A 25,022-nucleotide genomic window follows, 5' to 3' on the forward strand; every position below is an offset into this window, starting at 1 on the left:
TATAGGGCGTTTTGAAATACCTGCAAGCGGTTATTTAGTAAAAATGAGGTTTTACGTGTCGTTTGCTTACTAAATGCGCTTTTTGCATGTTTTAGCTGCAAATTGACTGCAAACAAGCTGTTGTTTATGGTTGCGGTTTATTACTTAACCGCTAAGATAAGGCTGCTTTATCTTATTAAAGCATTCCGATAAATAGAACTAAGTGCTTAGGATATGATTATGTTACCCACTTTACGTGCTTCTTTGCCGTATACACTGGCATTAGCGGTGTTGGCTTATCTTGGCTTTGCCTTTCTTCCTGTGCAGGGGTTTGCTCAGGAAATTTTCGTGGTGATTGGTATTATGTTGGCCGGTATATTGGTGCCGGTGCTGGTTGATGTGAAAGGCCGTGCTGCTGTGACTTCTTCTGCAGTACCTTTGGCAGCAAGTGACTATAAAGGTGATACGACTACCTTATATGTAGGTAACTTGCCTTATCGTGCAAACGAAGATGCCGTGAAAGAGTTATTTCAACGTTTTGGTGTTGTTATTAATGTACGTCTGATGAAAGATCGTCAAACAGGTCGCCGCCGTGGCTTTGGTTTTGTTGAGGTGGCCGCTAAAGACGGCAATAAAATGATCCAGAAGTTAAACGACTTTAATTTTCAGGAGCGGACATTAAAAGTACGGGAAGCTAAAGAGCGTCAGGATAGCGACGACGCAGAGGAGTAACACACCTGCACTGTATATAAGGGAAGCTCCGGCTTCCCTTTTTTATTGCTAACTGTAAACCCGGCAATATTCGAGGTTGGCTCAAACTGTTCTCTGCCTTAAAATGATCGTTTTGGTTAAGCAGAGTAACAGATGAGCGTAGGTCAGGTTTTCCCCGAACAGTATTCGCAGCAACTTGAAGCCAAGGTTGCAACTGTGCAGCAACAGCTGTCAGATTTTAATGCACCACCAGCAGAAGTGTTTTGCTCGGAGCCTGCTCACTATCGTCTGCGCGCCGAGTTTCGCATCTGGCACGACGGGAATGACATTTATCACGCGATGTTTGATCCACAAACACGTGATAAAGTACGAATTGACCACTTCCCGGTAGCCTGTCGTACGATCGCAGACTTTATGCCAGTGTTGCTTAAGCAGATTCAATTTAATCATGAGCTACGCTATAAACTGTACCAGGTCGATTACCTGGCCACCTTGTCCGGCGAACTGCTGGTATCTCTTATTTATAAACGCCCGCTTACTAACAGCTGGCTGGAGCAGGCCAAACAGTTAACCGATAATCTGGCGGGGCACTATAAGGTGAAGCTTATCGGTCGCTCACGCAAGCAAAAGCTGATGGTGAGCACGGATTATGTCACCGAACAATTTGAGCTGGATGGCAGTACATTGCAATATCAGCAAATAGAAGGCAGCTTTACCCAGCCTAATGGTGAAGTAAACCGCCATATGTTGGGCTGGGCGAAGCAGATTGCACAGCAACTGTCCGGGGATTTATTGGAACTGTACTGTGGTAACGGTAATTTCTCGGTGGCACTGTCTCCTTGCTTTAATAAAGTGGTCGCAACGGAAATATCCCGCACGTCAATCAAATCAGCACAATATAACATTGCACTGAACAAGGTCGACAACCTGCAGGTATTGCAGATGTCTGCCGAAGATGTCACGGCGGCTTTGCAGCAAGGCAGCACACTTAAGCAACTGGATTTGGCCGGTATGCAGCTGAATACCGTGTTAGTTGATCCACCCCGCGCCGGATTGGACAGTGGCACAGAGCAATTAGTCAGCCGCTTTAATGATATTATTTATATATCCTGCAATCCGGAGACACTGGCAGAAAACCTAAAGGTGTTAAGCAAAACACATGATGTGCTGCAACTGGCGGTATTTGACCAATTTCCTTACACTCATCATATTGAAAGCGGCGTTTGGCTGAGAAAACGCGCAACCCCGTAACCGCCACCTGGCACCCGGCACCATCAGACTTTAGCTTTGCGGCCATAACCGGCCGCACCATGGGCTAACCAACGTAGTTGTGTAATGGTACGGCTGGTTAAATAACTATATTGCTCCGGTGGCGCATCAAGCGCATCAGCACCGGTATGAAATACCAGTATTACCATCGCTTCAGCCTGAGCGCGGGCCAATTCATCCGGGCAAATGGTTTCTTTGCGCAGATACTCGGCAAGCTCGGCAACAAAATGCTGGATCTCCCTTGCCACAGCACTTCTGAAAGCCGCCGACGTGCCCGAGCGCTCACGCAACAGTAAGCGAAACACATTACTGTTACCGGTAACAAATTCCATAAAGGTTTCAATTGAGGTGCGGATCACGCTGCCGTTTTTCTCAATACGCTGCCGCGCCTGACGCATCAGTTGGCGTAGCATTAAGCCGGCCTCATCCACTAACGTCAGGCCTAACTCGTCCATATCAGCAAAGTGGCGATAAAACGAGGTGGGCGCAATACCGGCTTCACGGGCTACTTCACGCAAGCTTAAACTGGCAAAGCTTTTATCTGCGCTTAACTGAGAGAAAGCGGCATTGATAATCGCGCGACGGGTACGCTCCTTTTGCTCGGCTCTTGACACAAATTCCCCCTTTATTCGGCAAAAATCGTTATGTTATACCTTGACCCCGGGGTTATCACCAGTAGAATGAGCGAACAGTTGTAAGCTAAGCGGCCCTTTATGAAACAAGCACCGATTATCTGGACCAACGTCCTGCTATTCTCTATCACAACTCTGGTGGCCGCTATCGGCGTACCATGGTATGCGTTAACCGTAGGTTTTGGTTGGTCAGAAATATTGGCCACTATTATATGCTTAGGTTACTGCGGTATGTCTATCACAGCAGGTTACCACCGGTTGTGGGCACATAAAACCTATGACGCACATCCATTTTTGCAATGGGCTTACGCTATCGGTGGCGCCTTTGCCCTGCAAAACAGCGCGTTGCATTGGTCTGCGGATCATCGCGCACATCACCGCCATGTCGATAACAATGATAAAGACCCGTACTCTGCCGGACGGGGCTTTTGGTACAGCCATATGGGCTGGATGCTGCGTGACTACCCTGGCGTTGAAAAACCTGGTTATAACAATTGCCGCGATCTGCAAAAGAACAATATTGTAATGTGGCAGCATCGCAACTATTTGTTGCTTACCATTGCTACCAACTTTGGTATCCCGCTACTGTTAGGTATTATCAGCGGCAATATTATCGGTATGTTACTGTCTGCCGGTGTACTGCGCCTGGTGCTGAGCCATCATTTCACTTTCTTTATTAACTCACTGGCCCATATTTGGGGCAAGCAACCTTACACTGACCAGAATTCAGCGCGCGACAACGGTGTACTGGCTTTTCTGACCTACGGTGAGGGCTACCATAATTTTCATCATATCTTTGAATCTGATTATCGTAACGGTATTAAATGGTATCAGTTTGATCCCACTAAATGGTTTATTAAAACAGCGTCCTGGTTGGGTTTAACCCGCAACCTGCGTGTAGTACCGGAAGAGCGTATTGCTCAGGCAAAGGCAAAAATGCAGTTGCAACGCGCTATTGCCAGCGTTAAGCAACGGCCTAATGCCGAGCAGTTATTGCAGCTGTTAGAGCATGAATACGAGTTGTTGCTGGCAAGAATGCAAGATTACTATCAGCTGAAAAAGCAGTTGCTGTTGCAACGCAAGCACCAGCTGGTTGCCCAATATCAGGCAGTAGACTTTAAACAGCGCTATGGCGAGTTTAAGCAGCATCTGCAGCTGCAGCAACAACACTGGCAAAGGCTGGTAACAGCATTCAGCTGACAAAAAAGAGACTTCGGTCTCTTTTTTTGTGTCTGATACCTGATATGCTCAAACTTACATTTAGTAAATCAGTGAGATAAAGCCGTGAGTGCAAAAAAAGCTACTACAAAAAAAGCCAGCTTTGATTTTGACGCCATTGTTATAGGCACCGGCCCCGGCGGTGAAGGTGCCGCCATGTATCTGGCTAAAAGCGGGCTGAAGGTTGCCGCGATAGAGCGCTATCAATCTGTTGGTGGTGGCTGTACTCATTGGGGCACCATACCGTCAAAAGCATTGCGGCACTCTGTCAGCCGGCTGATTGAATTTAAAGAGAACCCGTTATTTCAATTAGACGATCAGCATACCAAACTAACATTCTCGCAAATTCTGAAACATGCTGCCGGCGTGATCCGCAAACAAGTGCAGTTGAGAACCGGTTTCTACGACCGTAATCAGGTAAAGATATATCAGGGTGAAGCCCGCTTTATCGACAACCACCATTTAAATATCAACAGTGATGACGGCAGTAGTTTTGAGCTCAGTGCCAAAACTATCGTCATTGCTACCGGTTCAAGACCTTACCGGCCGGCCGAAGTCGATTTTAACCACAGCCGTATCTATGACTCAGACACCATTTTGTCTCTGGCGCATGATCCCAAGCATATTATCATTTATGGCGCCGGCGTTATTGGTTGTGAATATGCCTCTATTTTCCGCGGCTTGGGTGTACGGGTTGACTTGGTCAATACCCGTGACCGCCTGCTGTCTTTTATGGATGCCGAAATTTCTGATTCGTTAAGTTATCACTTTTGGAATTCCGGTATGACTATCCGCCACGGCGAAGAGTTTGACCGCATCGAAGGTAAAGAAGACGGCGTCGTGTTGCATCTTAAATCCGGCAAAAAAATGAAAGCCGATTGCTTTTTATTTGCTAATGGCCGCACCGGTAATACCGACATGCTTAACCTTGCCGGTATCGGTTTAGATGCTGACAGCCGCGGTCTGGTAAAGGTAAACAAACAATACCAAACCAGTATCGACAATATATATGCTGTGGGCGACGTTATTGGCTACCCCAGTTTAGCCAGCGCTGCATACGACCAGGGCAGATTGGCAGGCGAAGCCATTATTAAAGGCAACCTCGACGGACATTTGATTGCCGACATTCCGGCGGGGATCTATACCATCCCGGAAATGAGCTCGGTCGGCAAAACCGAACAAGAACTCACAGCAGCAAAGATCCCCTATGAGGTAGGCAGAGCCCAGTTTAAACATTTGGCCCGCGCACAAATTGCTAATACCAGTGTTGGCAGCTTAAAGTTACTGTTTCACCGCGATACACTGGAATTATTGGGCATTCATTGTTTCGGTGAGCGTGCGGCGGAAATTGTACATATCGGTCAGGCCATTATGATGCAGAAGAATGGCGGCAATACACTGGAATATTTTGTGCATACTACCTTTAACTATCCTACGATGGCCGAAGCGTACCGCGTGGCGGCCCTAAATGGCCTAAACCGGCTATTCTAGTGGTAAGCCTTTGATATTAATCAATATACTTACATTACGTTTATACTGATATTTAATTTTGTTTTGCCTGATAAATCGTTGTAAACTCAAATGCATAATAACTAAATAAACAGTGTGGTGGGGTTTTATGATACAGCTTCGGTATGGTTTGGGGTTGCTGTTTTTTGCGCTGTCATGGCAAGCGCTGGCTGACTTTCCAACGGCTAAAGCCTTATTTGATAAGCAGGAATATGCGCTGGCCAAACCCCAGTTGGAAACCCTGGCAGAGCTCGGTCATCTGGAAGCACAGTTTTTATTATCCCGCATGTACGCTGAAGGCTTGGGTGTTGACCCGGATATGAACCTTGCTTATGCATGGACATTAATTAGCCGTGAGCGTGAGCATCCGCTGGCAGAAAAGCAATATCGCATGCTGCGCACTAAACTGGAGTCAAGACGGGAAGGTAAAGAAGTCTACACTGCATTAAGCAATCAATTTGGCAAAGATGCTCTTGCTGCTAACCTCTACCCCAGCGCCAACCGCTACGTTAGTAACGATATAAGAGCCAAACCACTAAATACGCCGGAGCCTGAATATCCGGCGTACTTTGAACGTTCCGGTGTATCTGCCTGGGCGGTAGTACATTACGACATAACCGAAGATGGTAGTGTAGAAAATGCCAACATAATCGCGTCTTTTCCCATCGACGGTATTAATGAATTTGTTTTAAAAGCAGTTAACAGCTGGCGATTTGAACCGCCGAAAAATCTTTATGGCGAGCCTACGCGTTTGGAAATGCAGTCACGCACTTTCCAGATTAAGTCGTCTGCAGGTACTCAAACCAGAAAGTTTCAGCGCGATAACCAGGAATACCTTGATGCAATCCTTGCTGCTGCTGAAGCTGAATCGGCTAAGTATCAGTACCTCTATGCAGTATTGGCAGAAAATAATATTGTTAAAGACCCTGCACCGTTGAACTGGTATTTGCAAGCTGCGATAAACAGCTACCAACCGGCGCAGTACCGTCTGGCACAGTGTTTGGTTACCGGTAATGGTTGTGATCGCGACCCGAGCAAAGCAATAAATTGGCTGGGTATATCTGCCGATGGCGGCGATCCCAAAGCCGCGTACTTACTGGCGCAGGAATTGTTGGATAGTAATAATGTTAATTATGACCCGCATAAAGCCGCAGCTTATTTGGAAGTAGCCGCATTAAAAGAATATATGCCGGCTATTACGGAATACGCCGCCTTATTGGCATTATCTGACGACCCGACACTGCATGACCCGCAAAAGGCTATCCGGCTGGCAGAGCAAGGCCGCACTATAGACGCTAATAATCCCAATCTGTTATCCACGCTCGGCGTGGCTTTTATTGAACTAGGCCAACAAGGCCGTGGAGAATCGATGTTACGCCAGGCGCTGGAGCAAGCTAAAGCCCGCAACTGGGCCATTACCAACTTTGAAGACTTACTGGCGGATTATCAGACTGCCGCCGCAGGCTCAAACTAACAAAAACCCCGGCAACCTTGCCGGGGTTTTTAGTATTTATTCGCTGATATCCGTACTCATATGATAAGTGCGGCTAAAAGCATGTACCGCATCAATAAACACACTGACGCGCTCAGGATCAACATCCGGCGTAATACCATGGCCTAAATTAAACACATGGCCGCTGCCTTGGCCAAAGCCATCCAAAATCATCTGAACTTCCTGGCGAATACGCTCCGGCGAGCCAAGCAAAACAGACGGGTCCATATTCCCCTGCAACGCCACTTTATGGCCAACACGGGCTTTGGCGTCAGCGATATTGATGGTCCAATCTAAGCCCAGCGCATCACAACCGGTATTGGCAATCGTTTCCAGCCACATACCACCGTTTTTGGTAAACAGGGTTACCGGCACTTTACGGCCGTCAGCCTCGCGGGTTAAGCCGTTAACTATCTGCTGCATATAGCCTAACGAAAACTCCTGATAATCGCGCGGTGTTAATACACCACCCCAGGTATCAAAAATCATCACAGACTGAGCACCAGCGGCGATTTGCGCATTCAAATATAACACTACGCTTTGCGCCAGTTTATCCAGCAGCAGGTGCAGTGCTTCCGGTTCGCTAAACATCATTTTTTTGATGATACCGAATGTCTTGCTGCCACCGCCTTCAACCATATAGGTTGCTAAGGTCCATGGGCTGCCGGAAAAGCCAATTAACGGCACGCTGCCATTCAGCTCGCGGCGAATAGTACGCACCGCATCCATGACATAACGCAGTTCTTGCTCAGGATCAGGGATCGGTAAATTGGCAATATCAACAAAGTCGCGCAGAGGTCGCTGAAATTTCGGCCCTTCGCCTTCGCCGAAATACAAACCTAACCCCATTGCATCCGGAATGGTCAGAATATCACTGAACAGAATCGCCGCGTCTAACGCATAACGACGCAGTGGCTGTAAAGTCACCTCGCATGCCAGCTCCGGGTTTTTGCACAGTGACATAAAGTCACCTGCCTGAGCACGGGTAGCACGGTATTCCGGCAAGTAACGGCCGGCTTGGCGCATCATCCATACCGGAGTTCTGTCTACCGGCTGTTTTAGCAAAGCTCTGAGGTAACGATCATTCTGTAATTGCATATTGTATCCGCCATTCACTCGATTGGCGCCATTTTAGCATTGTGTGGCGGCAGCGACTATGTTTTAACGGTAAATGCTGTGTTCAGGTTTTTTCCGGCCAATGCTTGCCATCAACCCGGGTATCTGCTATAACATTGCTGCGCTAGTGAAGAATAACCAGTAAGAAGCCCGTATAAACGGGACCACGCGAAAAATTTAGTTAAGCCACTTTATGTGGCTTTTTTATTTTCTGCCATCCATGGCGAAAGCCCTTACAGGCCGATGCTGGGCATTGTTATAAATCTTTCCGGAAAACTTTTTATTTGCCTGCGATTTGCTGCAACTGATGAATAATTTGTCCTGATAACGTCTCAAGCGGCGGCACCTCCGGCAGCGCATCCAGAGAAAACCAATGCGCTTCTTCTATCTCTTGCGGCTGACAAACAATATCGCCGCCGGCGTAGTCAGCAATAAAGCCGGTCATCAATGAATGCGGGAAAGGCCACGGCTGGCTGCCAACATAACGTAGATTGCAAATATCCACACCCACTTCTTCTTTTACCTCGCGCACCGCGGCTTGCTCCAGCGTTTCTGCCGATTCAACAAAACCGGCCAGAATCGAAAAGAACCCCGGCCGGTGCCGGTTAGATCGCGCCAATAACACTTTATCGTCTTTAATAATGCCTACCAGTACACAAGGCGCAATACGCGGATAACAGCGGTGTCCGCATTTACTGCATAACATTGCCAGCTCCCAGTGCACCAGATGCATAGCGCTGCCACACTGGCCACAAAAACGGTGCGTTTGTAAAAACAGCGCAACCTGCACTGCGCGGGCAGCCAGCTGAAATATCTCTTCGCCCTCAGCCAGCAGCTCACGCGGCGATACCCACTGTGTTTCGTCGGCTATATGGTCATGGTTTATCAGCAAATACGCATCGTGGCCGGCCAGCTTACCCAACCAACAAATCTGTTCCGGCTCTGCCGATAAAGCCAGGTCGTCAAAAGCACCGTTTGGTAAGCTGCGCTCAGCATTGAGCCAAATCCGTCCGCGGTTTACTACCAGCCAGGTGCCGTGCTGATTTGCCTTTAGCGCCATACTATGTTTGATCATACCCCTACCCGTGCTGTACTCTGTATTTCACGCTATCATAATGCCGTTCACTGGGCTGACCAATAAAAAAACGGTTGATCTTTGCAGCAAAATTCATTTAATTAGAGATTACTGCAGCACAGCCGCTGCACCTAAGGAGAAGGCAATGTACACCCGTGTGCAGACCGCGCAAAAAAAATGGGGTGGCTCACTTACCGCCATCGACAACTGGCTGGAAGAACGGCAGCAGCTCATCGTCAGTTATTGTAAACTGGCAGCATTGCCACCTTTTGACACCAAACGCACGACATTGCCTGCTCAGGCGGCGGTGCAGGAGTTTTGTCAGCTGATGGTAGATTATCTGTCGGCCGGACACTTTGAGGTATACGAACGCATAGTGTCGGAATGCGCAGTTAATGGCACCGACAGCCGCAAGCTGGCTGACAGCCTGTATCCGAAAATTGCCGTGTCTACCGACCTGGCACTAAACTTTAACGATTTATATGCTGATCATTTAAGTACGCGCCACAGTGCCGCTTTTGACCGTGAGCTATCTGCTCTGGGTCAGGCCCTGGAAGAACGCTTTGAATACGAAGATGAGTTAATTAACACCCTGTACGAGAAACACACCGACACCAGCGTATCAGCTTGATATAAAACCAAAAAAAGCGGCTATGGCCGCTTTTTTTGGTTTAACCGCAAATTATTCAGTTGCCGTTACAATTTCCAGCAGCTCTACTTCAAATACCAGCACGCTGTTTGGCTTAATGACGCCCATATCACGTTCACCGTAAGCCAGCTCTGCCGGAATAGTGAACTTGTATTTAGAGCCCACATTCATCAGCTGCACACCTTCAGTCCAGCCCGGAATTACGCGGTTTAACGGGAACTGTGCCGGCTCGCCACGGTCATGTGAGCTGTCGAACTTGGTGCCGTCTACCAGGGTACCGGTGTAATGCACTTTTACCGTGTCAGTTGCAGCCGGTTTAGCACCTTCTGCTGCTTGCAACACTTCATATTGCAAACCGGATTCAGTTACCGCAACGCCTTCCTTCTTAGCATTTTCTTCTAAGTAGGTTTTACCAGCTGCAACAGCCTGTGCCGCTTCAGCGTCAGCGATAGCTGTTTGTTTCTCGCGGAATTGTTCTTCCAGTGCAGCCATCATTGTTTGTACTTCTTCTTCACTCAGTGCGGTTTTCTTCGCAATAGAATCCTGCACACCGCGTAAAATCAAAGCACTGTCCAGTGACAAGCCCATGTTGTTATATTCAACCAGGGTGCTGTCCAGATAGCTGCCTACCGACACACCTAAACTGTAAGACTGTTTTGCCGCATCAGTATCCAGTACTACCGGCTGTTGTGCGGTTTCTTTCTGGCAAGCTGCCAGAGTAATAACGGCCACTGCAACCAGTGACATTTTGGTAACTAAGCGCATTCTGTTCTCCAAGATTTACGCAGCCAGGCTGCAAAAGTATGTTTTAATAGTGTCCAATGAACTGACCTATACTAACGGTTTGTGCGGATGAGGTTAACACCCGACATGAAATATCCCGGTTTTTTTCTACTGTTATTGCTTACCGGCTGTGAAAAATTAACATCAACAGCCCCAGTGCAGCAGTTTCCACACGTAGCACAAGGCAGTTACGCTGCCGCCCTGTCCGCTGATGGCCGCTATGCCGCAGTTTCGTCTATTCAGGATGGTGTCGCCTTATGGGATTTACAAGCCAACGCACTGAAGTACCAATGGAAACATCAGGACGAGGTAGAAAACCTGGTGTTCAGCCTGGCGATCAGCAATAACAACAGCCACGTATTAACCGCCGACCAAAACACTTACGCACTGTGGCAGATAAGTAACGGTGAGAACGCAGGTTTCTGGCAGCTGGATGCCGCTACCGTGCGTGATGTCGCCGTGTCGGATAACGGTGCACATTTGCTGATTGGTAAAAGTAATGGTGGCGTACAGCATATTACCCTGTCTTCCGGCCGGCGCCTGGAGTTTCTGGGCCATACCGAACGCGTAAACAGTGTCGCGATGTCTCCAAACGGCCGTTACGCCTTAACCGGCGGCAATGACTATAAAGCGCATTTGTGGGATACCCAAAGCGCGCAAATTCTGTATAGCTTCAGCCATCCGAGCCGGGTAACTAAGGTTGCGCTGGACCCGCAAGGCCGTTATGCCTTTACTGCTGACAGCCAGGACTCAGCCCAAATTTGGGATATCCAAACAGGCCAATTAGTCAGCAAGCTGCAATTTATTGCGCGCCAGCAGGTGTTCAGTGCTGTTAGTTTCAGTGCCGACGGCAAGTATCTGGCTACCGGTGCCCCAACCCGTAAACTGGCGTTATGGGATGTACAAACCGGCCGCGAGTTACAACAATGGCAAGTAGGCGTAAAAGCCGACAGCCGCCCGCCCAGTGCAGTAGTGCACGCGGTAGCATTTTTAAATGATCAACAGTTGATAAGCGAAAGCTCCAGTGGCATAGCCGAAGTATGGGAGATAACACATGACACCAAGTGAGCAGGAATTACAGCTGCATATTGTCGAACTGGAAAGCAAATTGGCGTTTCAGGAAGACACGGTAAACAGCTTAAGCAATGAATTGCTTGAGCACCAGAAGCGCATAGACCGCTTGTCGCAGCAGGTAATGTTGTTGGCAGAAAAACTACGGAACTTGCCGGATGATCAGGGCATATTACGGCCGGAGGAAGAACCACCACCGCCGCATTACTAAGTACTGCGTTATTAGTCTATCTGAGAGAATAGGGTTGCTCTAAGCCAACCGTTGCAGGCCAGGATGGCCGAATCGAGCCCCCAGGGATGGGTTTACGGCGTGTTGGTGTGGGCAACCCTGTTCTCGCAAAGTTTAACCTTGCTTGTGTTATTCCGGCTTAAACACACCAATAACCTGCTCGGCGGCGCGGCTGGCTTTGGCTATCTGCGCCTCGGGCTGCACCATCTGGTGGCCGCACTCTACGCATTCGACTTTTTCGACATTATTTTCCAGAAACAACATCATGGTATCTACTGCCTTGCATTTCGGGCAGCTGGCCCCGGCAATAAAACGTTTCTTTTTACGTGTTGTCATATCGCACCTCATCAGGTTACCACGGCGATTTTATCCGCCAAGCCTTGGTTTGTTGGCGTTATACGGGTAAATTAGCAACCCAATTCAGTACACAGGATAAAACATGATCCAGCTTCAACAGGTCGAATTGCGCCGCGGTATTCAGTGTTTGTTTCAGGGCGCCGATCTTACCGTATTTCCGGGGCAAAAGGTGGGAATTGTCGGTGCCAACGGCTGTGGTAAATCCAGCTTATTTGCTCTGTTGCAAAATAAACTGCACGCCGACGCCGGCTCCGTCAATATACCCTCAGGTTGGCATATCTCCACTGTAGCCCAGGAAACCCCGGCACTTGATTGCAGCGCCATGGATTATGTATTACAGGGTGATGAAAAGCTGTTTCCACTGTTGCTGAAAGTGCGTACCGGTTGCAGCGAATCTGATCTGGCGGCAATCCATCTGCAAATTGAAGCTTTAGATGGCTATCGCGCGGAAGCCAAAGCCGGTATTTTGCTTGATGGCCTCGGCTTTAGCGGCAACGCGCAGCAGCAAGCCGTGAAATCTTTCTCCGGTGGTTGGCGCATGCGGTTAAACCTGGCCCGCGCCCTAATGCAACGCGCTGAGCTGTTGTTGCTGGATGAACCCACCAACCACCTCGACTTAGACGCCGTGCTGTGGCTGGAAAAATACCTGGCCAATTATCAGGGCACCTTGCTGCTGATCAGCCACGACCGCGATTTTCTCGATGCGGTTACCGACAATATCGTGCATATCGAACGGCAAACGCTAACGTTATACAAAGGCAACTACAGTCAGTTTGAGCGCCAGCGCGCCGAGCAGTTATCACAGCATCAGGCTAATTTCGACAAGCAGCAACGCCAGGTGGCGCATCTGCAGAAGTTTATTGACCGTTTTAAAGCGCAGGCCACTAAAGCCCGTCAGGCACAAAGCCGGATAAAAGCGCTGGAGCGGATGACAATATTGGCACCGGCGCATGTTGATTCGCCGTTCAGCTTTAGTTTCCGCGAACCCAAAGCCCTGCCTAACCCGCTGCTGAAAATGGATAATGTCCAGGCCGGTTATGCCGACAAGGTTATTTTAAGCCAGATTAAATTCCAGCTGTTACCGGGCAGCCGCATTGGTTTGCTCGGCCGCAACGGCGCCGGTAAGTCTACCTTAATTAAGCTGTTGTCCGGCAGCATGACACCGCAAAGCGGTGATGTATGGTATGCCAATGGCGTAAGTTTGGGCTACTTTGCCCAGCATCAGCTGGAAACGCTGCGGCCGCAAGATTCGCCGCTACAACATCTGGTGCGGTTAGACCCGCTGGTGCCGGAGCAAAAACTACGCGACTTTTTAGGCGGCTTTGGCTTTCACGGCGACAAAGCATTGGAAGCCTGCGCCCCGTTTTCCGGCGGCGAAAAAGCCCGTTTGGTGTTAGCGTTAATCGTGTATCAGCGTCCTAACCTGTTGCTACTGGATGAACCGACCAACCACCTCGACTTAGATATGCGCGAAGCCATTGTAATGGCGCTGCAGGAGTTTGAGGGCGCTATCGTGATTGTATCGCACGATCGCCACTTACTCAGCAGCTGTACCGACGAATTCTATTTAGTGGCCAATGGCCGCGTAGCACCCTTTGATGGTGATTTGGCCGACTATTACCAATGGCTGCAGCAAGATGCACGGCAAACAGCCAATGCCGCTCAGGCCGACACACCGGCCAGCAGCAATGTAGTGCGTAAAGATCAAAAACGGCTGGAAGCCGAGCTACGTAATTTGCTCAGGCCTTTAAAGCAAAAAGTAGAAAAGCTTGAACAACAGCAAGAAAAGCTGACCAAAGAACTGGCGGCAGTAGAAGATAAAATGGCCGACCCGGATATATACGATGCCAAACGTAAGGCCGAGCTGACCGAATTGCTGGCGAAACAAGCCAGCGCCAGCAGTAGCCTGGCCAGTATTGAAGAAGACTGGTTTATGGCACAGGACGAACTGGAGCAAAAAACCGCGCAGTTTTGGCAGAACAATGCTTAACAATCAGAGCAAAATGGCTGAGCAGATAAGCGCGGAACAGCTGTGGCAATTTAGCCTCCAGCTATATCCGCAGGTTAAATCGCTGTGCTTGCAGTGGCAGGATCAGCTTGGCGCCAACGTTAACCTGCTGCTGTTGCTGTGTTATTTAGAGCAACAACAGCTTAGTTTAAGCGCTTCTGAGCTGCAGCAATTGGCAGCGAAATTGGACAACTTCAGCGCTCAATTTACCAGGCCACTGCGCACGCTGCGACAAAACAGCGCTGCAGCCCCGCTACTGCCGGCACAACAGCAGACGTTAAAACAGGCGTTGCTGCAAGCCGAGCTGGAACTGGAAAAGCTGGAACAACAGCTGCTGCTGCAACACTGCCCACCATTAACCGCCGGTAGCACGTCTTTGTTGAAGCTGTATTTAGCCCAACTCAACGCTGATATCGACGCGCTGGCAATGCAAATACTTGATCTGCGTCAAGCCTGCAAAAGGTTAAATCAGCACAGCAGCTAATCTTTGATCTGTATCAGTTAAGCCGGTTATTGCGTTACCTACACTTGCTGTAACAACACAGCAAGAGGGCTAAGTTATGAACCTGTGGCAGGAGTTTTTAAACGATCCGGTAATTTTTATCTCATTTACCGGTTTGGCGATTGTGATTGGCCTGTGTATTTTTTACGCCGTGTACTTTGTTTACAAAGTGGAGCACGAGCAACCCGACGGCAAATAAGCACAGCCTAGTCTATTTCAAGGTATTGCAGTTTGTCCGGTACGCCGTTCCAGGCATCGGCGTCGGTTGGCGCCGGTTTTACTTCACGGATATTCGGCCATACTGCTGACAGTTCGGCATTCAGCTGAATAAAGCCCTGCTGTTCTGCCGGCACCTTATCTTGCTGCACTATAGCGTTGGCGGGGCATTCCGGCTCGCATAAGCCGCAATCAATACAAATTACCGGATCTATTGCCAAAAAGTTCGGGCCTTCAAAAAAGGCGTCCACCGGACATACGGCTACGCAGTCGGTGTATTTGCACTTTATACAGTTATCCAGCACCACAAAGGCCATCTGTGTCGGCTCCTATTGTTTCAGGCTGGCGATCATACTGCAGCGCTGTGAAAAAACAAGACTACGGACAAAGCCGCGCAGTTAACGTAAAATAGCCTTATCTTGTGAGCTGCCGGCCTGTTTGCTGCGCAGCAATGACACCGATTGGAAACCCTATGCTGCGCCTGACCGAAATAAAACTGCCGTTAAACCATGACGAACATGCCATTAACGCTGCCATTCTTACCAAGTTAAACATAAAACCCGAACAACTGCTTAGCGTTAATGTGTTTAAACGCGGCTTTGATGCGCGCAAAAAATCCGATATTCAGCTTATTTACACCCTGGATATCGAGGTAGATAACGAAGCCGCGTTATTGAAAACGTTTGCTAAAGATCAGCATGTTAAACCTTCGCCGGATACCAGCTATAAGTTTGTTGCCAAAGCGCCTGAGCAGTTGGCCGAACGGCCAATTGTTATCGGCCTGGGCCCCTGTGGTTTATTTGCCGGCTTAGTGCTGGCGCAAATGGGCTTTAAGCCCATCATTTTAGAGCGCGGCAAAGAAGTACGTGAGCGCACCAAAGACACCTTTGGCTTTTGGCGCGGCAAAGAGCTGAACCCCGAGTCAAACGTGCAATATGGTGAAGGCGGCGCCGGTACCTTTTCTGATGGCAAGCTGTACAGCCAGGTAAAAGATCCGAAACACTATGGCCGCAAAGTGATGAGTGAATTTGTTGCCGCCGGCGCGCCGGACGAAATTATGTATGTTAGTAAGCCACATATCGGCACCTTTAAGCTGGTGGCGATGGTGGAAAAAATGCGCGCCACTATTATTGAACTTGGCGGTGAAATTCGCTTTAGCAGCCGTGTCGACGACTTACATATTGAAGACGGCCAGATAACCGGCCTAACGCTGGCAACAGGCGAGCGCTTAAACAGCCGCCATGTGGTGCTGGCAGTGGGCCACAGCGCGCGCGATACTTTTCAAATGCTGTATGACAAAGGCGTATATGTCGAAGCCAAACCATTTTCAATTGGTTTTCGGATTGAACACGAACAATCGATGATCGATGAGTGTCGCTTTGGCCCCAACGCCGGCAACCCGATTTTAGGCGCCGCCGATTACAAACTGGTGCATCACTGTGCCAACGACCGCACCGTATACAGCTTTTGTATGTGCCCTGGCGGCACAGTAGTGGCTGCAGCGTCAGAGCAAGGCCGTGTGGTAACCAACGGCATGAGCCAGTATTCACGCCACGAGCGTAATGCCAACAGCGCCATAGTGGTGGGTATAGACCCACAGCGCGACTACCCGGGTCACCCGCTGGCCGGTATTGAGTTACAGCGCAATCTGGAAGCCCTGGCTTTTAAAGTGGGGGGGGAAAACTACCATGCGCCGGCGCAATTGATTGGCGATTTCTTGACAGGCAAAACATCGGCCGAATTGGGCGATGTTAAACCTTCTTATACCCCGGGTATCACCCTCACTGATCTGACGCAGGTATTGCCCGACTTTGCCATTGCTGCCATTCGCGAAGCCATACCGGCGTTCGATCGGCAAATTAAAGGCTTTGCTAAAGCCGATGGTTTGTTAACCGGGGTTGAAACCCGCACCTCATCGCCCATTTGCATTAAGCGCGGTGCCGATTACCAAAGTATTAATATCAAAGGCCTGTATCCGGCCGGGGAAGGCGCCGGTTACGCCGGCGGTATTTTATCCGCCGGTATAGACGGCATTAAAGTCGCAGAAGCCGTTGCCCTGGCAATGCCCGGAGTGCAAAGTCTGGTCGCAGACGCCGGCTAATTTGGCGAAATATAGTCGCTGGATACATCAGCGAAACACAGCATCAGCCGTCGCTATGGCGACGGCATTGCTTTAAATCAGTCATCACGGGTCAGCACTTCCAGTAATTCGATCTCAAAAATAAGGTTGCTGTTCGGTGGGACCATCGTGCCAATCCGGCGTTCGCCATACGCCAACGCAGCAGGTACCCACAGCTTACGTTTGCCACCGGTTTTCATGCCTTTCAGGCCCAAAATCCAGCCCTGGATCACGCGGTTATTGCTCAGCACTATCTGAAATGGCTCACCCCGTTTGTAAGATGAATCAAACTCAGTACCATCTTCCAGCCAGCCGCGATAATGCGCGGTAATAAGCGCCCCGCGCTCAGCGGCTTTGCCAGTGCCTTCGATAAGGTCTTCAATTTTTACTTCGGCTTGCATGGGTATATCTTCGTTAATCGTAAAAAGTGAATTATAGCGGGAGGCAATGCTTTTAAAACCGGAATTGCTTGCCAGCCGTTAACTAACTGACTAACTTAAAAACTGTTTTACAATTCTGGACGTCAGAACAACTATCATGGAGGGTGCGGGTGCTTGATGTAATTGAGATCCAGCAAAAAGCCAGTCAAGGCAGAACTGAACCTTATCTGTGCCGTTTGTCTGACAACAAACGCTATTATGTAAAAGGGCCTCAGGCAGGCGCTAAGGGTTTAATAAATGAAGCTGTGTGTGCTTATCTTGGCAGTGCCTTACAACTGGATGTGCCTGCACACTGTTGTGCCTATTTACCACAAGGACTATTACGTTTCGACGATGCAGCCAGCCGTGTGTTAGGTGATGGCGATAGCATGGTATTTGCGTCGGAGCTCGTACCTGATCTGTTGGAGGTAACACCCACCAGTGTGCTGACTATGCCGGAGCAATACGCCCGTGATCTGTTTCTGTTTGATTACTGGATTCGAAATGAAGATCGCACCATGACCGAAAACGGCGGCAACCCGAACTTATTTTATCGGGCAGCTTCAAAACAATACGTGGTGCTGGACCATAATCTGGCATTTGACAGCGGTTATGATTTTAATGCAAATGCCAATGTACACTTAGCCTACAATGCTTGGTTTGGCGCACAGCATGATGCACTCTGGCGTCCGCATTACAGCGCGAAACTAGCCATTGCGTTGCAAGGGCTGCCCCAGTATGCTGCCACTTTACCGCCAGCATGGCTGGAGGCAGCGCCGGGTTATCTGGCAGAAATAAACGACACTCTATCTTTGTTTAACAGCGACGAATTTTGGGAGGTACTGATATGAAAACACTGTATCAGTATGCAATTGTACGGTTTTTGCCTCATGTTGAGACGGGTGAGTTTGCTAACGTCGGCATAGTGCTGTGCGCCCCGGAATTAGGCCTGTTTGATTTTCGTTTGGCGCCTACCCGCTTTGCCCGCGTAACCGACTTTTTTGAAGATCTTGAAGGCAAGCTATACAAAGCCACATTGCAAACGGTAGAACAAGAATTGCATCGGCTGCAAACTTATGTCGCTCGGCTGACACCAAAAGAGTTAGCACAGCAGATGCAGGAAGTGGTGCGGCCAAGAGAAACCCTGATACGCTACTCTGAACTACGTTCTTTATATCTGGAGCAAAAACCAGCAGTCGTGCTTGAACAGTTATTTGAGCGCTTAGTGCACCGCTCTTTTATCACTGAAGAATATCAGGAAAGCCTCATGGTTAAGGTAATTCGGCAGCAGTTAAAAGATGAAAAGCTGACCCATTTTAAGCAGGATAAAGTTCACGATAACTATATTGAAGTAACGTTGCCGCTGGTGGCGAAAACCAACGATGTTTTTGTGATTAGGCCATTAGCTTTCCGCCACCAAACCGCTATTCGCGTGTTTGACCATGCTGAACAATGGCTTGGCCGGTTCCGGCGTTTGGTAAATCACGACGTACTGCAAAAAGACCATATCTTGCTGCCATTGCAAGGTCCAACAGGTAACGACTGCAAATTGCTCGGCGCATTTAAAGAAGTAGAGCGCGAAATGGCAGCCTTTGGCGTGCAAACCTTAGATCACAAAGATAAGGCCGGCATCAGCCGTTTTGCCAAACAGGCTTTAGTAGCCGATAGTTTTAAACTTCAATAATCCCCATCCAGTTCGCGGGCCCCGAAATTCGGGGCCTTGCTACATCTTACTTACCCCTGTACCAAAAAGTGCTTTGCTTTTACTCAGACATAGCTTAGGTTAAAGCTGCTGGTGCATCAGTCCCGCATCTACTTGCAAGATACTTATTTACATAGGAATGCAGCTCTTTCAATTAAGAAAATGGAGTATAGATGATGGATGTATCAAGGTCTGCGTTTAGCATTTTCTCGCTCAGTGTCTTAATTTTCCTGATCACTCTAATATTTTATCCCATTACTGCAGAAGCCAAAAACTGCAAGAAAGGCAAACCCTGCGGAAACTCATGCATTGCCATGAACAAAGTATGCAGAATTAACACTTATTCACCGCCAAATACGTTAACCCCCGCGCCAGCTAATGACAGTAGTGTAGGTAAGTATAATCCGTCAGTTGTCAGGTCTACTCACCACCCTGCGACAACAGGTACCTATTTTGTTATTCCGGTAAAACTCAATATCAGAAATGAGCCGTCAACTGAAGGAATTGTATTGGGACAGGCAAAGAGGGGTGAAATGGTAAGTGTGTTCATGGTCAGCAAACGTTGGGGTAAAATTAATCATCGTGTTGCAAATGGCTGGGTGCTTATGGACTATTTATCTCTTCAACGTCCTAACATATCAAATGAATAAGCTACATCAACAACTACTCAAAACTATCGCAGAGAATCCAGATCAAAGCGTATCGGATGTAATTACCAGTGCTTTACCATCGCTAACCCGCACTATTAAATCATCTCTATTGCGTAATGCACCAGAAATGCTATCCGGAAGGCAGTTGTTAGAGACCAATTTTATTGAGAAAAATCAACTGCGCTGGGGAAAGGCTTTCGAGCTTTTAGAAGTTCATGTTGTTATTTGTACTGAGTTGGCGCAAAACCTGAGTTTCGACGATGAAGAAGCTCAAGACATAGTTTTTTCTATTTTGCTTAGACTGCACGCGACTGCAATACACATAGCGGAGGATATAATTTGTTTGGTCAAGAATGGGTTTGCCGATGCAGCTGATGCAAGATGGCGGGCTTTGCATGAAGTGAATGTGACAGCTCTTTTCATCTCTAAGCATGGTGCTGAATGTGCTGAACGCTTCAACCAACATGCAATTGTAGATGCCTATAGGCAACTGATCGAATGTAACAAGTATCACCATAGACTTCAGATTTCAAAACCTTCAAAAGAGGAAATTGATCACATAACATTTTTGTTCAAAAACGTTGAAACAAAGTATGGCAAGCGTTTCACTGGGCAATACGGTTGGGCTGATTACCTTTTTCCCAACCATCAAGGAAAGAATGTCGGTTTTGCTGCGATTGAAAAAGATGTTGGTTTAGATCACATGCGGCCTTACTACAAGCGGGCCAGTATGAACATACATACAAACTTCAATGGGATGGTAAGTAAACTTGGGCTCTTAGGTCACTCGACTGATGCACTGTTGATTGGAAGGAGCGATTTGGGCATGGCCGATCCAATTCATGCCACAGCGATAAGCCTTTGCCAGATCAGCAGTCGACTCATGTCGTTACAAACAACACTAGATCATGTCGTAATTGTTAATATACTCAATGAATTACAGGAACTGATTGGAGAAACTCTAAAAGAATGTATTTCCTGAACTTAGCGTTCTCAATAGTTGAATTACGCCATATACGTTTATGTCTTACAAAACAGCTTGCTGCCGGGCGGGTGGAGTTGCTTAAACTCGACGAAGATAGCGACGAATATATGGAAAAGGCGAATGACTTAATGGTGCTGGATAGCATTATTGCCAAGATTGACCGCGAGCAAGCCTGAGCGGGGAGTTAGTTTACGATTGACCAAAACAACAAGGGCGTAATCTTTTGAATTACGCCCTTTGCGGTTGTATGAGCCTTTGCCCTTTTTCGCCTTCACCACCCTGGTTTGAAACAGCTTGCTGGTGACTAACGCCTTTATCGCATTATCGCGGATTTCGCCGCGGCCATGCTCGAACGCTGCTGGTTTACTCATCTTGCTACTCCTGTTGAAAAAACGCGCAAAGTGTAACTGCGTGCTTAGTCCTTAGCAAGAGTGATAAGTTCAACCACGCCTATCCTGTAGTTAAAAACGTCTGGTAGCTGCGGTTATTGCTGACTTGCTGGTACTGATAGCCCAACTTATCCAGGTACGCAGCAATATCGTCATGGCTGGCGGCTTCAAAACCGGCCAGCACATCACCGGTGGCGGCGCCGTGGTTCCGGTAATGAAACAGCGTGATATTGCAGTGCTCGCCCAGCGTATTTAAGAAATTCATCAAGGCGCCGGGGTATTCCGGAAAGTTAAACTGATATACCTGCTCCTGTAACTGCCGCGGTGGCATACCGCCGACCATATGCCGCACGTGCAGTTTGGCCAGCTCGTCGTCGGATAAATCCTGATAGTCATAGCCGGCGTTGCTGAGCAGCTCTTTTACCGTGTTAAGCTCTTGCTGGCCGTGGCGCAGTTTAATGCCAACAAAGATATGTGCTTTGTGGTCACTGGCGTAGCGGTAGTTAAATTCTGTAATCGCACGCCCGCCCAGTGTTTGGCAAAAGCGGCGAAAGCTGCCTTTTTCTTCCGGTATCGTTACCGCAAACACCGCTTCTTTTTTCTCGCCCAGCTCGCAGCGCTCAGAGACATAACGCAGCGTATCAAAGTTTAAATTAGCGCCGCTTAACACAGCAGCAAACTGCTGCGGCTTGCTTAGCGTGCTGTTTTTCAGCTGCTGGCTGTACTTTTTTAACCCCGCCAGCGCTAACGCACCGGCCGGTTCTGCTACGGCGCGTAAGTCATCAAAGATATCTTTTATCGCCGCGCATATTTCATCGCTGCTTACGGTAACTACTTCATCGCAAAAGCGTTTTGCCAGGTTAAAATTTTCAGTGCCGATGCGTTTTACCGCGACGCCATCGGCAAATAAACCGACCCGCTCCAAGGTTACCGGCTCGCCGGCCGCCAGCGCGGCTTTTAAACAGGCAGCGTCTTCCGGCTCTACGCCGATAACTTTAACATTCGGCTGTATGGCTTTGATATACACCGCCATACCGGCCACTAAGCCACCACCACCGACCGGAATAAACACCGCATTAAGCTGGTTATGCTGGCTAAGCAATTCTTTGGCCACCGTGCCCTGGCCGGCGATAACGTCGCAATCATCAAAGGGTGGGATATACAGCGCGCCTTCGGTGCTGGCCAGGTTAATGGCATAGCTGTTGGCTTCGTCAAACGCAGTGCCGTGCAGCACCACGTTGCCACCCAGCGCTCTTACTGCGGCGACTTTGATTTCCGGTGTGGTGATCGGCATCACGATAGTGGCTTTAATGCCCAGTTTACTGGCCGATAACGCTACGCCCTGAGCATGGTTGCCGGCCGAGGCGCACACCACACTGGCATCAGGGCTGTGCTGTTTTACTTTATGCAGCTTATGAAAAGCGCCGCGCAGTTTAAACGAGTACACCGGTTGTTTATCTTCGCGCTTTAGCAGCACATTGTGGCCCAGCCGCTGGCTGAGTTTGGTCATGGCATCCAGCGGGGTTTCTACCGCGGCCTGATATACCGGCGACAGCAAAATCTCACGCAGATACTGCTGCATCAAATCGGTATCTGTTTGCTCTGCTTGTACTGTTGCCAGGTTACTCATTGTTGCTCCGGTTGTATTAATTTACTGCATACTCTCAAGCAAAGACCAGAAACTGCTAAACAAGGCGTCTCCGGCAGGGATGCCGGAGAGGAGCCTACAGGGACGTATTCACGGCGTCCTTGTGTGCAGTTTGTGGTCGAAGCCTGCAAATCAGGTTTAAACTCAGCGCCAAGGAAATACTTTCTTCGCCGCCTTCAAGGAGCACATCCCTGTGCCCTCTCAGCCTACGCGGCATCCCTGCCGCTGCTACGAAAGTACACCTTGTCCCTTCGTCGCAAGTCATGCTGCTTGTGCCATCCGTATCGCTTAAGTCGCTAGCGAAGACCATAAACTGCTAAACAAGGCGTCTCCAGCAAGGATGCTGGAGAGGAGCCTACATGGACGTATTTACGGCGTCCTTGTGTGCAGTTTGTGGTCGAAGCCCACTTAATACGTTCCGATATTTACTCTTCTAACTTAGACAAATCCCGTACAGCCCCTTTATCCGCACTGCTGGCCAGCAGGGCGTAGGCTTTTAATGCAGAACTGACAACACGTTGGCGGTTCTCTGGCTTCCAGCCCTGTTTGCCTTTGGCATCCATCGCTGCACGGCGCTGCGCCAGCTCGTCATCGCTGATAGCAATGCCAATTTTGCGCTTGGGAATATCAATCTCAATTTTGTCGCCTTCCTGCACCAGGGCAATAGCACCACCGCTGGCGGCTTCTGGTGACACATGGCCGATAGACAAACCCGAGGTACCACCGGAAAAACGGCCATCTGTGATCAAGGCACAGGCTTTACCTAAGCCCATCGATTTTAAGTAACTGGTCGGGTACAGCATTTCCTGCATACCCGGGCCGCCTTTGGGGCCCTCATAGCGGATAATTACCGCATCGCCGGCCACTACTTTGCCTTTTAAGATGGCATCTACCGCATCATCCTGGCTTTCAAAAATACGGGCGCGACCGGTAAATACTAAGTTTTCCGGCTCTACCCCGGCAGTTTTCACAATACAACCCTGCGGCGCCAAATTGCCAAACAACACCGCTAAGCCGCCATCTTGTGAATAGGCATGTGCTTTACTGCGAATACAGCCGTCTACGCGATCATCATCCAGGCTTGGGTAACGACAATTTTGCGAAAAGGCCTGCGTAGTGCGGATACCGGCGGGGCCGGCCAGGTACATTTGTTTTGCGTCTTCATTGCCGGTAGTTTTGATATCCCATTGCTCCAACACCGCGGCTAAACTGCTGCCTGCCACATGCGGTACATTGGGGTTTAACAAACCGGCACGGTTTAGCTCGGCCAGAATGCCGATAACGCCACCGGCGCGGTGTACATCTTCCATATGATACTTTTGTGTAGACGGCGCCACCTTGCACAAATGCGGCACTATGCGCGATAAGCGGTCGATATCGGCCATACCAAAATCAACTTCTGCTTCAATTGCCGCAGCCAGTAAATGCAATACCGTATTGGTCGAGCCGCCCATGGCGATATCCAGCATCATGGCGTTTTCAAAGGCGGTTTTATTGGCGATATTGCGCGGCAGGGCGCTGGCATCATCGTGTTTATACCAGCGGTTACACAGCTCCATTATCCTGAAACCGGCCTGGACAAACAGCTGTTTACGATCCGCGTGAGTCGCCAGCAGCGAACCATTACCCGGCTGGCCCAAACCTAAAGCTTCAACCAAACAGTTCATTGAGTTGGCGGTAAACATGCCCGAGCAGCTACCACAGGTCGGGCAGGCACTACGCTCAATTTGCTCACTGTCGCTGTCGCTTACTTTAGGGTCAGCCGCCGACACCATGGCATCGACTAAATCCAGCTTGATGATCTGATCCGACAGCTTGGTTTTACCCGCTTCCATCGGTCCGCCAGAGACAAAAATAGCCGGTACGTTTAAACGCATCGCCGCCATTAACATGCCCGGGGTAATTTTGTCGCAGTTAGAAATACACACCATGGCATCAGCGCAATGGGCATTAACCATATATTCTACCGAGTCGGCGATAAGCTCGCGCGATGGCAGGCTGTACAACATGCCGCCATGGCCCATAGCAATACCATCGTCCACCGCTATGGTGTTGAATTCTTTGGCAATACCGCCGGCATCTTCAATGCTTTTTGCTACCAGCTTGCCTAAATCACGCAGGTGTACATGACCTGGCACAAATTCGCAAAACGAGTTTACTACCGCAATAATCGGCTTACCAAAATCGGTGTCTTTTACGCCGGTGGCACGCCACAGGGCGCGGGCGCCCGCCATATTGCGGCCTTCGGTAACGGTGGCGGATCTTAACTTTGGCATTGCGGTACTCCGTGTATT

Annotated in this window: 26 protein-coding genes; 16 read left to right on the forward strand and 10 right to left on the reverse strand. The window is 49.2% G+C overall.

Annotated elements, in window-relative coordinates; all coding sequences use genetic code 11:
* The first annotated feature begins 219 nt into the window (after positions 1-219).
* Together HRH59_RS12955 and trmA are read left to right on the forward strand one after the other, a co-directional pair.
* Positions 220-711: an RNA-binding protein gene (locus HRH59_RS12955; protein ID WP_173501698.1), complete on the forward strand. Its 492-nt coding sequence runs from the start codon at positions 220-222 to the stop codon at positions 709-711.
* A gap of 132 nt (positions 712-843) precedes the next feature.
* Positions 844-1,941: a tRNA (uridine(54)-C5)-methyltransferase TrmA gene (trmA, locus tag HRH59_RS12960; RefSeq protein ID WP_173501699.1), complete on the forward strand. Its 1,098-nt coding sequence runs from the start codon at positions 844-846 to the stop codon at positions 1,939-1,941.
* A 23-nt stretch (positions 1,942-1,964) separates the two neighbouring features.
* On the opposite strand, the gene fabR is transcribed toward trmA, so the two are convergent.
* The gene (gene fabR / locus HRH59_RS12965) at positions 1,965-2,573 is read right to left on the reverse strand and encodes an HTH-type transcriptional repressor FabR (protein WP_173501700.1); all 609 of its coding nucleotides are present in this window, start codon (positions 2,571-2,573) and stop codon (positions 1,965-1,967) included.
* Positions 2,574-2,672: 99 nt separating this feature from the next.
* On the opposite strand from fabR, the gene HRH59_RS12970 reads away from it, so the two are divergent.
* The 3 genes from HRH59_RS12970 (at position 2,673) to HRH59_RS12980 (ending at position 6,792) form a co-directional block, all read left to right on the forward strand.
* Complete coding sequence (locus HRH59_RS12970; RefSeq protein ID WP_173501701.1) at positions 2,673-3,791, forward strand: acyl-CoA desaturase; 1,119 nt, start codon at positions 2,673-2,675, stop codon at positions 3,789-3,791.
* Positions 3,792-3,875: 84 nt separating this feature from the next.
* Complete coding sequence (sthA, locus tag HRH59_RS12975; RefSeq protein WP_173501702.1) at positions 3,876-5,300, forward strand: Si-specific NAD(P)(+) transhydrogenase; 1,425 nt, start codon at positions 3,876-3,878, stop codon at positions 5,298-5,300.
* A 127-nt stretch (positions 5,301-5,427) separates the two neighbouring features.
* Positions 5,428-6,792 (forward strand): TonB family protein, encoded by a 1,365-nt coding sequence (locus tag HRH59_RS12980; RefSeq protein ID WP_173501703.1) that lies wholly within the window; start codon positions 5,428-5,430, stop codon positions 6,790-6,792.
* Positions 6,793-6,828: 36 nt separating this feature from the next.
* Here the strand turns inward: HRH59_RS12980 and hemE are convergent, their stop codons facing one another.
* Together hemE and nudC are read right to left on the reverse strand one after the other, a co-directional pair.
* Positions 6,829-7,908, reverse strand: coding sequence for a uroporphyrinogen decarboxylase (hemE, locus tag HRH59_RS12985; RefSeq protein WP_173501704.1), 1,080 nt, complete (start codon positions 7,906-7,908; stop codon positions 6,829-6,831).
* 298 nt (positions 7,909-8,206) lie between these two features.
* Positions 8,207-9,001, reverse strand: a complete 795-nt coding sequence (gene nudC, locus HRH59_RS12990; RefSeq protein WP_173501705.1) for an NAD(+) diphosphatase — start codon at positions 8,999-9,001, stop codon at positions 8,207-8,209.
* A 145-nt stretch (positions 9,002-9,146) separates the two neighbouring features.
* On the opposite strand from nudC, the gene rsd reads away from it, so the two are divergent.
* Positions 9,147-9,632 (forward strand): sigma D regulator, encoded by a 486-nt coding sequence (rsd, locus tag HRH59_RS12995; RefSeq protein WP_173501706.1) that lies wholly within the window; start codon positions 9,147-9,149, stop codon positions 9,630-9,632.
* A gap of 51 nt (positions 9,633-9,683) precedes the next feature.
* On the opposite strand, the gene fkpA is transcribed toward rsd, so the two are convergent.
* Positions 9,684-10,415: an FKBP-type peptidyl-prolyl cis-trans isomerase gene (gene fkpA, locus HRH59_RS13000; protein WP_173501707.1), complete on the reverse strand. Its 732-nt coding sequence runs from the start codon at positions 10,413-10,415 to the stop codon at positions 9,684-9,686.
* 174 nt (positions 10,416-10,589) lie between these two features.
* Between fkpA and HRH59_RS13005 the strand changes: the two genes are divergently transcribed.
* Positions 10,590-11,501, forward strand: a complete 912-nt coding sequence (locus HRH59_RS13005) for a WD40 repeat domain-containing protein (RefSeq protein ID WP_331460184.1) — start codon at positions 10,590-10,592, stop codon at positions 11,499-11,501.
* Positions 11,488-11,715: a SlyX family protein gene (locus HRH59_RS13010; RefSeq protein ID WP_173501709.1), complete on the forward strand. Its 228-nt coding sequence runs from the start codon at positions 11,488-11,490 to the stop codon at positions 11,713-11,715. Before HRH59_RS13005 ends, HRH59_RS13010 begins: the two co-directional genes overlap by 14 nt.
* A gap of 147 nt (positions 11,716-11,862) precedes the next feature.
* On the opposite strand, the gene HRH59_RS13015 is transcribed toward HRH59_RS13010, so the two are convergent.
* On the reverse strand, positions 11,863-12,069 hold the full coding sequence (locus tag HRH59_RS13015) for a YheV family putative zinc ribbon protein (RefSeq protein ID WP_173501710.1): 207 nt from the start codon (positions 12,067-12,069) through the stop codon (positions 11,863-11,865).
* A 103-nt stretch (positions 12,070-12,172) separates the two neighbouring features.
* On the opposite strand from HRH59_RS13015, the gene HRH59_RS13020 reads away from it, so the two are divergent.
* From HRH59_RS13020 to HRH59_RS13030, 3 genes are all read left to right on the forward strand, one after another.
* Entirely contained in the window at positions 12,173-14,080 is a 1,908-nt protein-coding gene (locus tag HRH59_RS13020; RefSeq protein ID WP_173501711.1) for an ATP-binding cassette domain-containing protein, read from the forward strand.
* 13 nt (positions 14,081-14,093) lie between these two features.
* Positions 14,094-14,582 (forward strand): TIGR02444 family protein, encoded by a 489-nt coding sequence (locus HRH59_RS13025; RefSeq protein ID WP_173501712.1) that lies wholly within the window; start codon positions 14,094-14,096, stop codon positions 14,580-14,582.
* Between the two features lie 76 nt (positions 14,583-14,658).
* Positions 14,659-14,799 carry a DUF3149 domain-containing protein gene (locus HRH59_RS13030; protein WP_173501713.1) on the forward strand — a complete coding sequence of 47 codons (141 nt, stop codon included), beginning with the start codon at positions 14,659-14,661 and terminating at the stop codon, positions 14,797-14,799.
* 7 nt (positions 14,800-14,806) lie between these two features.
* Here the strand turns inward: HRH59_RS13030 and fdxA are convergent, their stop codons facing one another.
* Positions 14,807-15,133 carry a ferredoxin FdxA gene (gene fdxA / locus HRH59_RS13035; RefSeq protein WP_173501714.1) on the reverse strand — a complete coding sequence of 109 codons (327 nt, stop codon included), beginning with the start codon at positions 15,131-15,133 and terminating at the stop codon, positions 14,807-14,809.
* Between the two features lie 134 nt (positions 15,134-15,267).
* Between fdxA and HRH59_RS13040 the strand changes: the two genes are divergently transcribed.
* Entirely contained in the window at positions 15,268-16,917 is a 1,650-nt protein-coding gene (locus tag HRH59_RS13040; protein WP_231702497.1) for an NAD(P)/FAD-dependent oxidoreductase, read from the forward strand.
* 77 nt (positions 16,918-16,994) lie between these two features.
* Here HRH59_RS13040 and HRH59_RS13045 read toward each other — a convergent pair whose 3' ends face one another.
* The gene (locus HRH59_RS13045; protein WP_173501715.1) at positions 16,995-17,336 is read right to left on the reverse strand and encodes an FKBP-type peptidyl-prolyl cis-trans isomerase; all 342 of its coding nucleotides are present in this window, start codon (positions 17,334-17,336) and stop codon (positions 16,995-16,997) included.
* Positions 17,337-17,485: 149 nt separating this feature from the next.
* On the opposite strand from HRH59_RS13045, the gene HRH59_RS13050 reads away from it, so the two are divergent.
* From HRH59_RS13050 to HRH59_RS13065, 4 genes are all read left to right on the forward strand, one after another.
* Positions 17,486-18,205 carry a HipA family kinase gene (locus tag HRH59_RS13050; RefSeq protein WP_173501716.1) on the forward strand — a complete coding sequence of 240 codons (720 nt, stop codon included), beginning with the start codon at positions 17,486-17,488 and terminating at the stop codon, positions 18,203-18,205.
* Positions 18,202-19,038, forward strand: a complete 837-nt coding sequence (locus HRH59_RS13055) for a DUF3037 domain-containing protein (protein WP_173501717.1) — start codon at positions 18,202-18,204, stop codon at positions 19,036-19,038. Before HRH59_RS13050 ends, HRH59_RS13055 begins: the two co-directional genes overlap by 4 nt.
* 191 nt (positions 19,039-19,229) lie before the next feature.
* Positions 19,230-19,706, forward strand: a complete 477-nt coding sequence (locus tag HRH59_RS13060; protein WP_173501718.1) for an SH3 domain-containing protein — start codon at positions 19,230-19,232, stop codon at positions 19,704-19,706.
* Complete coding sequence (locus tag HRH59_RS13065) at positions 19,699-20,688, forward strand: DUF5677 domain-containing protein (protein ID WP_173501719.1); 990 nt, start codon at positions 19,699-19,701, stop codon at positions 20,686-20,688. The genes HRH59_RS13060 and HRH59_RS13065 overlap by 8 nt, the downstream gene beginning before the upstream one ends.
* A 128-nt stretch (positions 20,689-20,816) precedes the next feature.
* Here HRH59_RS13065 and HRH59_RS13070 read toward each other — a convergent pair whose 3' ends face one another.
* From HRH59_RS13070 to ilvD, 3 genes are all read right to left on the reverse strand, one after another.
* Complete coding sequence (locus HRH59_RS13070) at positions 20,817-21,062, reverse strand: ribosome alternative rescue factor ArfA (RefSeq protein WP_231702498.1); 246 nt, start codon at positions 21,060-21,062, stop codon at positions 20,817-20,819.
* Positions 21,063-21,141: 79 nt separating this feature from the next.
* Positions 21,142-22,710 (reverse strand): threonine ammonia-lyase, biosynthetic, encoded by a 1,569-nt coding sequence (gene ilvA / locus HRH59_RS13075; protein WP_173501720.1) that lies wholly within the window; start codon positions 22,708-22,710, stop codon positions 21,142-21,144.
* A 443-nt stretch (positions 22,711-23,153) separates the two neighbouring features.
* Positions 23,154-25,004: a dihydroxy-acid dehydratase gene (ilvD, locus tag HRH59_RS13080; RefSeq protein ID WP_173501721.1), complete on the reverse strand. Its 1,851-nt coding sequence runs from the start codon at positions 25,002-25,004 to the stop codon at positions 23,154-23,156.
* Positions 25,005-25,022 lie beyond the last annotated feature (18 nt).

The organism is Rheinheimera lutimaris, from assembly GCF_013283795.1.
In the GTDB taxonomy this organism is placed as follows: Bacteria; Pseudomonadota; Gammaproteobacteria; order Enterobacterales; family Alteromonadaceae; genus Alishewanella; species Alishewanella lutimaris.